General features: G+C 74.8%; 10 protein-coding genes. 6 read left to right on the top strand and 4 right to left on the bottom strand.

The annotated features are described in order from the left end of the window. Positions 1-62 precede the first annotated feature (62 nt). The 6 genes from ACQEVS_RS01295 to ACQEVS_RS01270 all read left to right on the top strand — a co-directional run bounded on the left by ACQEVS_RS01295 (position 63) and on the right by ACQEVS_RS01270 (position 7,120). Positions 63-272, top strand: a complete 210-nt coding sequence (locus ACQEVS_RS01295) for an MbtH family protein (RefSeq protein WP_004945011.1) — start codon at positions 63-65, stop codon at positions 270-272. 93 nt (positions 273-365) lie between these two features. Beyond that, positions 366-2,264: an ABC transporter ATP-binding protein gene (locus tag ACQEVS_RS01290; protein ID WP_433013921.1), complete on the top strand. Its 1,899-nt coding sequence runs from the start codon at positions 366-368 to the stop codon at positions 2,262-2,264. Further along, entirely contained in the window at positions 2,257-3,966 is a 1,710-nt protein-coding gene (locus tag ACQEVS_RS01285) for an ABC transporter ATP-binding protein (protein WP_433013918.1), read from the top strand. The genes ACQEVS_RS01290 and ACQEVS_RS01285 overlap by 8 nt, the downstream gene beginning before the upstream one ends. A 147-nt stretch (positions 3,967-4,113) precedes the next feature. Continuing rightward, positions 4,114-4,947: a siderophore-interacting protein gene (locus ACQEVS_RS01280; RefSeq protein ID WP_433013915.1), complete on the top strand. Its 834-nt coding sequence runs from the start codon at positions 4,114-4,116 to the stop codon at positions 4,945-4,947. Then, entirely contained in the window at positions 4,944-6,029 is a 1,086-nt protein-coding gene (locus ACQEVS_RS01275) for a FecCD family ABC transporter permease (protein WP_433013912.1), read from the top strand. Before ACQEVS_RS01280 ends, ACQEVS_RS01275 begins: the two co-directional genes overlap by 4 nt. Then, on the top strand, positions 6,026-7,120 hold the full coding sequence (locus tag ACQEVS_RS01270) for a FecCD family ABC transporter permease (RefSeq protein WP_433013909.1): 1,095 nt from the start codon (positions 6,026-6,028) through the stop codon (positions 7,118-7,120). The genes ACQEVS_RS01275 and ACQEVS_RS01270 overlap by 4 nt, the downstream gene beginning before the upstream one ends. Here ACQEVS_RS01270 and dctA read toward each other — a convergent pair. From dctA to ACQEVS_RS01250, 4 genes are all read right to left on the bottom strand, one after another. Further along, positions 7,072-8,451, bottom strand: a complete 1,380-nt coding sequence (gene dctA / locus ACQEVS_RS01265; RefSeq protein WP_433013906.1) for a C4-dicarboxylate transporter DctA — start codon at positions 8,449-8,451, stop codon at positions 7,072-7,074. The two genes, ACQEVS_RS01270 and dctA, sit on opposite strands and share 49 nt — an antisense overlap. A gap of 49 nt (positions 8,452-8,500) precedes the next feature. Further along, complete coding sequence (locus tag ACQEVS_RS01260) at positions 8,501-9,559, bottom strand: tartrate dehydrogenase (RefSeq protein ID WP_433013903.1); 1,059 nt, start codon at positions 9,557-9,559, stop codon at positions 8,501-8,503. Positions 9,560-9,663: 104 nt separating this feature from the next. After that, positions 9,664-10,548: a LysR family transcriptional regulator gene (locus ACQEVS_RS01255; protein ID WP_433013900.1), complete on the bottom strand. Its 885-nt coding sequence runs from the start codon at positions 10,546-10,548 to the stop codon at positions 9,664-9,666. A gap of 133 nt (positions 10,549-10,681) precedes the next feature. Further along, positions 10,682-11,254: a GNAT family N-acetyltransferase gene (locus ACQEVS_RS01250; RefSeq protein WP_433013897.1), complete on the bottom strand. Its 573-nt coding sequence runs from the start codon at positions 11,252-11,254 to the stop codon at positions 10,682-10,684. Between the last annotated feature and the right edge of the window lie 191 nt (positions 11,255-11,445).

Here is an 11,445-nt window from a genome sequence, read left to right as displayed (position 1 = left end):
ACCACCCAAGATCGCCAACAATCGACCCGGATCACCTCCACCCCACCAAAGGAGCACCGCAGATGAGCGCCACCAACCCCTTCGAGGACAACGACGCCCGCTACTACGTCCTCGTCAACGCCGAGAACCAGCACTCGCTGTGGCCGGTGTTCGCGGAGGTCCCCGCCGGCTGGACCGTCGTCCACGGCGAGGACAGCCTCCAGGGCTGCACCGAGTACGTGGACGCGAACTGGACGGACATGCGCCCGGCCAGTCTCGCCGCGCGGTCCTGACCCGGACCCCCGCCCCCGCCCCGCGCGGTCCGGACCGGTCGTCCCGGCCGGACCGCGCGGTCGAACCACCCCTCGGATCGGATACCTGACGTCGTGAGCACCCACCCCGCCCAGCCGGAGCAGCGCCCCGGCCACGCCGACCCGCCACCGGGCGACCGGCCGGCCGACGAGCCCGCGAAGGACCGGGCCCCCACCGACGAACGGGCGCCGGCCACCGGCCCGGTGACCGGGGAGGAGCCGGTCGAGGCCGCCGCCGACGAGGCCGAGGACGACGACCCGAAGAGCCTCCCCGCCGAGCGCCGCCGGCGCGCCCGCCGCCTGCTGCGCGGCTCGCTGCGCCCGCACCGGGCCACGCTGTTCGCCGCGATGGTCTCCGCCTGCCTCCGCCAGGTCGCGCTGCTCGCCGTCCCGTGGTGCGTCCAGCGGGCCCTGGACGACGGCATCACGGGCAAGGACGACAACGCCCTGCTGCTGTGGTCCGGCGCCACCGCGCTCGCCGCCTGCGTGCAGTTCGCCGGGCTCTACGGCTGGCAGTACTGGGCGAGCCTCACCGACGCCCGGGTGGGCGCCGACCTGCGGTCGCGGCTGCTCGGCCGGCTGGCCGGGCTCGACCGGGCCGCGCTCGCCGAGCGCGGCCACGGCGACCTGGCCATGCGCGCCACCCGGGACACGGACATGGTCCGCGAGTGGGTGCACGGCCTGTCCGTCTGGGTGGTGCTCGCCACCACCTTCGTCGTCGTGCTGCCCGGCCTGGCCGCCCTCGACCCCGTCCTGCTGCTGGTGACGCTGGGCATGCTGCCCTTCCTCACCTGGGTCAACCTGTACTTCCCGCGCCGCTTCGGCGCCGCCAGCGACGAGCTGTCCGCCGCCCACGGCGAACGCGCCGAGGCCGTCGCCGACCTGCTCCAGGTCGGCACCGGGCTGCGCGGCACCGGCGGCCACCGGCCGCTGCTCGACCGGCATGACACCGCCAGCGCCGAGGTCACCGAGAAGACCGTCAAGGCCGCCCGCATCGAGGCGAACTGGGCGGCCGTAGCGCCCTTCGTGCCCCGGCTGGCCGTCGCGGTCGGCGTGGGCGTCGGCGGCCTCGCCGTCCTCGACCACCGGCTGACGATCGGCGGGCTGGTCGCCTTCACCTCGTGGATGGCCATCGTCACCCTGGCCACCCGCGTTCTCGTCACGCGGCTCCTCGAACGCGGCCAGGCCGACGTGGCCGCCGCCCGGATCGACGAGGCGCTGTCCCTCACCTCCACCGTCACCGACCCGGCCGAGCCGGTCGCCCTGACCCCCGGCGGGGACCTGGAGCTGTCCGGCGTCAGCGCGGTGCGCGACGGCGTCACCGTCCTCGCCCCGCTCGACCTGACCGTCCGGCGCGGCGAGTTCGTGGCCGTCCAAGGCGCCACCGGCTCCGGCAAGAGCACCCTGCTGCGGCTGCCCGCCCGGCTGGACGACCCGGCCACCGGCACCGTCCGCTACGGCGGCACCGACCTGCGCGACGCCGCGCTCGACGACGTCCGCCGCCGGATCGGCTACGTGGCCCAGCGGCCGCTGCTGCTGTCCGGGACCGTCGCCGAGAACCTGCGGCTCGGCCGCGACCTGTCCGACGAGGCCCTGCGGGCCGCCTGCGAGACGGCCTGCGTCCACGACCAGATCGCCGCCATGCCCGACGGCTACGACACCCCGCTCGGCGAGAGCGGAACCGCCCTGTCCGGCGGCCAGATCCAGCGCCTCGCCCTCGCCCGCGGCCTGCTCGGCGACCCCGAGGTGCTGGTGCTGGACGACTGCACCTCCGCCCTCGACACCACCACCGAGGCCATGGTGCTGAAGCGGCTGCGGGCCTGGGCCGAGGGCCGTACGGTCCTCTTCGCGACCCACCGGACCGCCGTCCTGGAGGCCGCCGACCGCGTCGTCACCCTCGCCGACCGCGACGCGACGGCCACCCCCCGCGAGCCCGCCCTGTCCGCCGCACCCCTGGAGGCCGACCGTGGCTGAGCCCGTTCTCCTCGACGACCGGCCCGACGAGCGGCAGGTGCTGCGCCGGGCCGCCCCCCACCTCCGCCCGCACCGGCGGGCCCTGATCACCGCCGTGGCCGTCGGCCTCGCCGACTCCGCCGCGCTGGTCGCCGTCGCCCCGCTGGTCGGCCGCGCCACCGACGCGCTCAACCGTCACGACCGCGCCGGGCTGCTCGTCGCCGCCGGGGCGCTGGTCGCCCTCGCCGTCGTGCAGCTCGGCCTCGCCCGGTCCGGCGAACTCCTCCTCGCCAAGGCCGGCGAGAACGTCGTCCGCAGCCTGCGCGAGCGGTCCGTCGCCAACCTGGCCGCGGCGCCCCTGCGGTTCCTGGAGTCGCACCGCACCGGCGAACTGCTGCGCCGCACCACCGGCGAGGTGGCCGCGCTCGCCGCGTTCGTCCGGATGCACCTGCGCAACCTGGTGTCCGCCACGGCCACCCTGGTCTTCACGCTGTGTGTGCTGTTCTTCTACTCGTGGCAGCTCGCCCTGGTGCAGCTCGTCGTGTTCGTCCCGCCGGCGCTGCTGGCGATGCGCTGGTTCCAGCGGGACGCGTCCGACGCGTTCGGCGGGAAGGCGACGGCCGAGGCCACCGTGGCCGCCACGTTCACCGAGACCCTCGCCGTCCGGGAGGCGCTGCAGACGGCCGGCGGACTGCCGGGCTGGATGCGCCGGTTCGGGCGGGAGAACGCCGTGGCGGTCACCGCCGCCCGCCGGGCGGTCCGGGTGGAGAACCGCATCGACCTGGTGAGCCTCATCGAGGGCGTCGCGCTCGTCGCCCTGCTCCTCTTCGGCGGCTGGCAGGCCACGCACGGCGACATCACCATCGGCACGGTCGTCACCTTCGTCCTCGCCAGCCGCAACCTCTTCGACTCCTTCTCCGACCTGTCGCAGCTCGTCGGGCACGTCCAGACCGCGCGCACCGGGCTGGCCCGGCTGCTCGACCTGCTCGCCGCCACCGAACGGGTCAAGCCCAAGGCGCCCGCCGCCGCGAGCCCGGCGGACCTGCCGGTCCGTGGCGAACTGCGCTGCGACGGCGTGGAGTACGGCTACCAGGACGGCACCCGGGTGCTCAGCGACGTGACGCTGGCGTTCCCCGCCGGCGACCGCGTCGGCGTCGTCGGCGAGACGGGGTCGGGCAAGACCACCCTGTCCAAGCTGCTCTGCGGGCTCTACGCCCCCGACCGGGGGGCCGTCCGGTTCGCCGGGACGGACCTGCGGGAGCTGTCCGAGGCCGAACTGCGGCGCCGCGTCGTCCTGGTGCCACAGGAGGTCCGCATGGTGACGGGCACGGTCGCCCGCAACCTGGAACTGGTGCACAGCGCCCCGGACCGGGCCGCCATGGAACGGGCCGTCCGCGAGCTGGGACTGGAGGACTGGCTGCGCGACCTGGGCGGCCTGGACGCCGAGGTGGGCGTGCGCGGCGAGCGGCTGTCGGCGGGGGAGCGGCAGATCGTCGGCCTGCTGCGGGCGGCGCTCGCCGACCCGGCGGTGCTCGTCCTCGACGAGGCCACCGCCGACATCGACCCCGTGACGGCCGCCCGGCTGGAGCACGCCCTCGACGGCATGAGTGAGGACCGCACCCTGATCGTCATCGCCCACCGGCCGGCCACCATCGCGCGGCTGCCGCGGGTGATCCGGCTCGAACAGGGCCGGGTGGACGGGCGGATGGCGCAGACCTCATGATCTGAGTTAGGGTAGCCTAACCTCGGTCGGGGAGGTTGGCCCGACCGACGAGCCGATCCCCGTCGGCCCCCGGCGCGTACCCCGCGCCGGGGCCGCGGTGGCACCGGCACCGGCCCCGCCGCACGCCCGACCGGATAGGGATGATCGATGACCACCGACACGCTGCTCCCGCGCATGCGCATCGTCCGCCACCCCCTCAAGTACCGCTTGCTGGAAGTGCGGAAGGTCGACCGGATCACCCCCTCCACCGTACGCGTCACCCTCGGCGGCCCCGACCTCGACGGGTTCTGCGAACAGGCGCCCACCGACCACGTGAAGCTCTGCTTCGCCCACGACGGCGCCGAACTCCCCGTCGAGCCGGTCGTCGTGAACGACACCTGGATGGACGCCCCCGTGGAGCCCATCACCCGCGACTACACGGTCCGCCACTACCGCCGCGACGCCCGCGAGCTGGACGTCGACATGGTCCTGCACGGCAGCGGCGTCGGTTCCACCTGGGCCGAGCGGGCCCGGCCCGGCATGCGGCTCGGCGTCCTCGGCCCGCGCGGCTCCGAGGTGCTGCCCATGGTCCACGACTGGTACCTGCTGGCCGCCGAGGAGACCGCCCTCCCGGCCCTCGGCCGCTGGCTGGAGAAGCTGCCCGCCGGCGTCCGCGTCATCGCCTTCGCCGAGGTCCCGGGCCCGGAGGACGAGCAGACCTTCCGCACCGCCACCGACCTCTCGCTGACCTGGCTGCACCGCGGCACCACCCCGGCCGGCCACAGCGACCTCATCGAACGCGCCATCCGCGCCGCCGAACTCCCCACCGACGGCCTCGGCTTCGCCTGGGTCGCCGGCGAGGCGACCTCCCTCAAGCCCATCCGCCGCTACCTGCGCCGCGAACTCGGCCTGGCCAAGGAGCAGGTGGACGTGGACGGCTACTGGAAGCGCGGCGTGGAGAACCACGACCACCACGAGGACGAAGAGCACGAGCACGCGTGAGCACGACCGCCCCGGCCGTCACCGGCTCACCCTCGCCCTCGTCACCCCCGCCCGCCCCCGCACCGCCCCGGGCCGGGCGCGCCTGGCACGCCCGCCGGGCCGCCGGGCTGCTGGCCTGCGTCGGCCTCGTCCTCGTCCTGGCCGTCCTCGGCATCGGCATCGGCGCCAAGAGCATCCCGCCCGGCGACGTCGTACACGCCCTGCTGCACCGCGACCCCGGCAGCGACGACTGGATCGTCGTCCGCACCTCGCGCCTGCCGCGCAGCCTGTTCGGCATCGTCGTCGGCGCGTCCCTCGGCCTGGCCGGTGCCCTGATGCAGGCCCTCACCCGCAACCCGCTCGCCGACCCCGGCCTGCTGGGCGTCAACGCGGGCGCGGCCGCGGCCGTCGCCGGCTCCACCGCCCTGCTCGACCTCGGCTCCTTCTCCGCCTACGTCTGGGCGGCCCTGCTCGGCGCGGCCGTGGCCGCCGCCGCCGTCTACCTGCTGGGCACCCGCGGCCGGTCGCGCGCCACGCCCGTCCGGCTGGCACTCGCCGGGACGGCCGTCTCCGCCGTGCTGACCGCCGTCGTCAACGGGCTGATCCTGCTGGACCCGCTCACCCTCAACCGGTTCCGGTTCTGGCAGATCGGCACGCTCGCCGGGCAGTCGAGCTCCGTCCTCGTCCAACTCCTGCCCTTCCTGGGCACCGGCGCCCTGCTGGCCGCGCTGCTGGCCCGGCCGCTCAACGCCATCGCCCTCGGCGAGGACACCGCCCGCTCGCTCGGCGCCCACCCGGGCCGCACCCAGTTCGCCACCATGGCCGCGATCACCCTGCTGTGCGGCGCGGCCACCGCCGCCGTCGGCCCGATCGCCTTCGTCGGACTGGCCGTTCCGCACCTCGCCCGGCTGATCACCGGCCCCGACCAGCGCTGGCTGCTGCCCTACAGCGCCGTCCTCGCCGCGGCCCTGCTGCTCGCCGCCGACATCGTCGGCCGCGTCGTCCTCGCCAACGAGGAGCTGGAGGCCGGCGTCGTCACCGCGTTCCTCGGAGCACCCCTGTTCATCGCCCTCGTCCGCCGCAAGAGGATCGCCCAACTGTGACCAGCAGCACCACGCCCGCGCGCCCCGCCGCCGGCCCGGCGCCGCGGCACCGGCCGCGCGCCCTGCGCCTGCCGGGCCGCGGCAGGACCCTGTCGGTGCGCTGGGACCCGCGCGCCACCGCCGTCGGCGCCCTCCTCGCCCTGGCCGCCGCCGCCGTCGGCGTCTGGACGCTGACCACGGGTGACTTCCACGTCCCCGTCGGCGACGTGCTGAAGGTCCTGGCCGGCGAGAGCGTGCCCGGCGCCGACTACGTCGTGGGGGAGCTCCGGCTTCCCCGGCTGCTGACCGCGCTCCTGGTCGGCGCCGCCCTGGGGCTGTCCGGCGCCCTCTTCCAGACCGTCGCCCGCAACCCGCTGGGCAGCCCCGACGTCATCGGCTTCACGGTCGGCTCCGCCACCGGCGCCCTCGTCACCATCCTGGTGCTCGGCGCGGGCGCGGCCTCCGTCGCCGTCGGCTCCGTCATCGGCTGCGCGGTCACCAGCGCCGCCGTCTACCTGCTCGCCTGGCGGGGCGGCGCGGCCGGCTACCGGCTCATCCTGGTGGGCATCGGCGTCAGCTCGCTGCTCACCGCCGCCAACGCCTACCTGATCGCGCGCGCCTCCTTCAACGACGCGCAGAGCGCCCAGGTCTGGCTCACCGGCAGCCTCAACGGCCGCGGCTGGGAACACGTCTGGACGATGGTGGCGACGCTGGCCGTCCTCGGGGCGGCGGCCGTGCTGCTCGGCCGGCCGCTGCGGATGCTGGAGATGGGTGAGGACACGGCCGCCGCGCTCGGGGTGCCCGTCCAGCGCGTCACCTCCGGCGCCCTCGCCGCCGGCGTCGGGCTCACGGCACTGTCGACGGCCGTCGCCGGGCCCGTCCCGTTCGTCGCCCTGGTCGCCCCGCAGGTCGTCCGCCGGCTCACCCGGGCCACCGGCCCCAACCTGCTCGCGTCCACGGTGATGGGCGCCCTGCTGCTGTCGCTCAGCGACATCGCCGCGCAACGCATGCTGGCGCCCACGCAGTTGCCCGTCGGGGTGCTGACGGGCGTCGTCGGCGGCTGCTACCTGGTGTGGGTGCTGGCCCGGCAGTGGCGGTCCGGGCAGGGCTGAGCCGGGCCCGTACCGCCACCGTGGTCCCGCTCGGACCCCGGTGCGCGGCCGCGCAGGACCTCGTCGACGCGCGCGGTGTCGAGGGCGTTCTCCCAGCGGGCGATGACGAGGGTGGCGACGCCGTTGCCGGCGAGGTTGGTCAGGGCCCGGCACTCGGACATGAACTTGTCGACGCCGAAGACGAGCATGATCCCCGCCGCCGGGACCGCGTCCACCGTGGACAGGGTGGCGGCGAGGGCGACGAAGCCGGCGCCGGTGACACCGCCGGACCCCTTCGAGGTGAGCAGCATGACGGCCAGCAGGCCGAGTTGCCGTCCGACGCCCAGGGGCGTGTCGGTGGCCTGGGCGATGTAGACGGCGGCCAGCGACAGGTAGAGGGAACTGCCGTCGAGATTGAACGAATAGCCGGTCGGGACGGTCAGGCCGACGATGTCGCGGCGGATGCCGAGCCCTTCGAGTTTCGCCATCAGCCGGGGCAGCGCGCTCTCCGACGAGGAGGTGCCCAGGACGAGGACGAACTCCTCCCGCAGGTAGCGCAGGAGCCGGAAGACGTTGACCCTGAGCGCGGCGGTGACGGCCCCGAGGACGACGATGACGAAGAACGCGGACGCGCCGTACATGAGCCCCACGAGTCTGCCGAGGCCGGTGAGGGTGGAGACGCCGTACTTGCCGATGGTGAAGGCCATGGCGCCGAACGCGCCCACCGGGGCCGCCAGCATGACGTGGTGCAGCACCTTGAAGACGACGGCCGTGAGCCGGTGGACGCCGTCGACGAGCGGCTCGCCGACGGGGCCCACCGCCTTCAGCGCGACGCCGAAGAGCACGGAGAAGAAGAGGACCCGGAGGGTGTCGCCTTCGGCGAAGGCGCCGACGGCGCTGGACGGCACGAGGTCGGTCAGGAAGTGCCACCAGCCCTGGTCCTGCCCCTCCTTCACGTACTGCCCGGCGGCGCCCGTCAGATGGAGGTCCCCGGGGTCCGCGTGCACGCCGGCACCGGGCCGGAAGACGTTGACGGCGATCAGGCCCACCAGGAGCGCGGCGAGCGTGCCCGCCTGGAAGTAGAGCAGCGACTTCAGACCCACGCGGCCCACCCGGCCGAGGCTGTCGACGCCGCCGATGCCTCCCACGACGGTCAGGAAGACGATCGGGGCGATGAGCATCCTGATCGCCGCGAGGAAGGTGGTGCCGAGGGGCTCCAGCGCGGTGCCGACCGAGGGCCACAGCCATCCGGTGAGGACGCCGGCGGCGATGGCGGTCACGACCCACAGGTAGAGCTGTCCGTACCAGGGCCGTCGGGCACCGGCGGGCGGGGCGGGAGCGGGTGCTGCCATGGTGATCCTCCTCGTGGGGGAGCGGGCGCGACCGGAAGGCTCCGAGGGCTCAGAGGAGTGCGAGCAGCCTGTCGGTGAACTCGGCGGTCGTCGCCGTGCCGCCCAGGTCGCGGGTCCGGACGTCGGTCTCGGCCAGGACCGCGGCGATGGCGTCCGTGATGTCCGCGGCCGCGGCCGGGTGGCCGAGGTGGTCGAGCATCATGGCGGCCGACCAGATCGCGCCCAGCGGATTGGCGATCCCCCGCCCCGCGATGTCCGGCGCCGAGCCGTGCACCGGCTCGAACATCGACGGGAACTCCCGCTCGGGGTTGAGGTTGGCCGCCGGCGCGATCCCGATGGACCCGGCGACCGCGGCCGCGAGGTCGCTGAGGATGTCGCCGAAGAGGTTGGAGGCGACCACGACGTCGAACCGGCCCGGTGCGAGGACGAACTTGGCCGCGAGAGCGTCGATGTGCTCCTGGTCCCAGGCCACCCGAGGGAACGCGGCGGCCCGCTCGGCGACGAGCTCGTCCCAGAACGGCATGGTGTGCACGATGCCGTTCGACTTGGTCGCGGAGGTCAGCCGGCCGCCGCGCCGCGCGGCGAGCCCGAACGCGTAGTCCAGCACGCGGGTCACACCGGCCCGGGTGAACACGGCCTCCTGGACGGCCGTCTCGTCCGGGCGACCCCTGTTGAACCGGCCGCCGATCTCGCTGTACTCGCCTTCCACGTTCTCCCGCACGACGACGAAGTCGACCTCGCCGGGGCGCGCGCCGCGCACCGGACTGTCGACCCCGTCGAAGACCCGGATGGGCCGCAGGTTGACGTACTGCCGGAAGCCGCGCCGGATGGGGATCAACAGGCCCCACAGCGAGACGTGATCGGGCACCCCGGGGTATCCGACCGCGCCCAGCAGGATCGCGTCCTTGTCACGGAGCCGCTCGATGCCGTCGGCGGGCATCATCGCGCCCTCGCGCAGATACCGCTCGCAGGACCAGTCGTCGTACGACGTGTACGTCAGGGTGAAGCCGTGGCGGCGGCCGACGCGGTCGAGGACCCGGCGCGCGGGGGGCAGCACCTCGGCGCCGATGCCGTCCCCGGGGATCAGGGCGATGCGGTGGTTCGTCATGCCGTCGATTCCAGCAACGGGACCGGGAGGGCGTCCAAGACGTGAAGCGGATGCGCCTTATAAGCCGCGCCTATCCGTGGGAGCGGCGCCCGTCCGCCCGGGCGTCAGCGGGCGGCGGGCACGGCCGCCGCCGACCAGAACGCCGCGGCGGCGGGGGAGAGGACCCCGCGGCGGCTCACGAGCGAGACCGTCAGCGCGGTAGCGGGTTCGATGTCCAGGACGTCGGCCCCTGTCCGCCGGGCGATGTCCCGCCACGACTCGGTCACGACCGCGAGCCCGACCCCGGCCAGCACCAGCGGCAGCAGGGACACCCGGTGCTCGGTCTCGGCCGCCACGGTGAAGTCGACACCCCGGTCCCGCAGGGAGTCGACGTACGCGCGCATCCCCGTCCCCGGCTGCCCCACGATCAGCCGCTGACCCGCCAGTTCCTCGCACCGCACGCTCTCCCGGCCGGCGAAGGGCCCGCCCGGCGGGGCCAGCAGGACGAAGCGCTGTTCGCCCAGCACCCGCGAGCGGACCGCGGCGTCCGGCACGGGACCGGCCGACGCGAGCAGACCCAGTTCCGCGGCCCCCGTCCGCACGGCCCCGATGACGTCGCGGGCGGTGAAGGCCGCGCCGACCGTCACCAGCACTCCCGGGTACCGGTCGGCATAGGAGCGCATCAGCGTGGTGAGCGGTTCGACCGCCTGGGACGGCATCGCCGCGATGTCCAGCCGCCCCGAACGGAGTTCGCGCACGGACGTCACACTCGCGCGCGCCGTCTCCAGGCTCCGCACGGCGGCACGGGCCGGGTCGATCAGCGCCCTGCCCGCCTCCGTCAGCACCACCCGGCGACCGATCCGGTGGAACAACTCCGCGCCCAGATCGCGTTCGAGCGCCCGGACGGCCTGGGACAGCGACGGCTGCGACACGTAGAGCGCCGAGGCCGCCCGACTGAACCCGCCGCGGTCGACGACGGCCAGGAAATACTCCAACTGCCGGACGTCCACCCTGCTCCCTCCGCTCCCGCCGGGCGACTTCCCCGATGCCACCGCGTGCGCAGCATCCCACGCCGGGGGCCACGCGGGACCGGCCGTACGGAGAGGAGGGCGCGGTGGGGCCGTCGGGCTTCCGGCCGTGTCCTCACCACCTGTTTCCGGCGCACTCCGGTCGGTTCCGCGGGAAGGGGGCGCCCGCCACGAAGGGCCGGTCCCGGACGAAGATCCGTGAGCCGCGCGCCGGATCCAGCGCGGCGGCCCAGGCCCGGGGAGCCGCCGAGGCGTCGGTCTCCCGGAAGCCGGCGCGGAGGAACGACCGTCCGCCGCCGGTCGTGGCCGCGAAGACCTCGCTCGCCGAACGGGCGGCGGCCTCGGCCAGCAGGGCGGTCAGCAGCCGCGAGCCCACGCCGCGCCGCTGCCGGTCGGCCCGGACGCAGAAGTTGTGCAGGACGGCGGCCGGTTCGTCCGGATAGGTGCGCAGGGCCACACAGCCCTCCGGCGTGCCGTCGGCGTCCTCCGCCACCAGGAACTGACCGGCCGTCAGCTCGTAGAGCCGTCGGGCGCGCCGGCGGAGCGCGCCGGAGCGCATGAACGGCTCGGACAGCGCGTACAGCGCGGCGGCGTCGGCCGGTCCGGCCGCGCGGACGCGGCCCGGGTCCCGTTCACCGAGGGGCGCGAGGGCCGGGGTACGGACCTCGTGGGGGAACGCCGTCGTCACGGTGGCACCTTTCCTGTCGCCGGCTGTTTGCCTGGGTCGGACTATTGGTTAGGTCAGCCTAACCTAAGTCGATGTTGAGGGTGGGTAGGGGGGCGGTCCGAGGGCCGCCGCCGCGCTGCGGACGTGTGAAGTCCCCTTCCGCTCCACCGCCTTGAACAGGGTGGAAGCTTGATCGTCGGCGCTATACCGTC

Origin of the sequence: Streptomyces sp. CA-181903, from assembly GCF_050937075.1 — a bacterium.
Taxonomy (GTDB): Bacteria; Actinomycetota; Actinomycetes; order Streptomycetales; family Streptomycetaceae; genus Streptomyces.
The sequence above is the reverse complement of the archived record's forward strand: the minus strand, read 5'-3'. Positions and strand labels throughout refer to the sequence as shown.

Bases quoted from the DNA above. Each gene is read 5' to 3' on its own strand.
- ACQEVS_RS01260 (WP_433013903.1), bottom strand. From the start codon at position 9,559: ATGACGAACCACCGCATCGCCCTGATCCCCGGGGACGGCATCGGCGCC.
- ACQEVS_RS01280 (WP_433013915.1), top strand. From the start codon at position 4,114: ATGACCACCGACACGCTGCTCCCGCGCATGCGCATCGTCCGCCACCCC.
- ACQEVS_RS01295 (WP_004945011.1), top strand. From the start codon at position 63: ATGAGCGCCACCAACCCCTTCGAGGACAACGACGCCCGCTACTACGTC.
- dctA (WP_433013906.1), bottom strand. From the start codon at position 8,451: ATGGCAGCACCCGCTCCCGCCCCGCCCGCCGGTGCCCGACGGCCCTGG.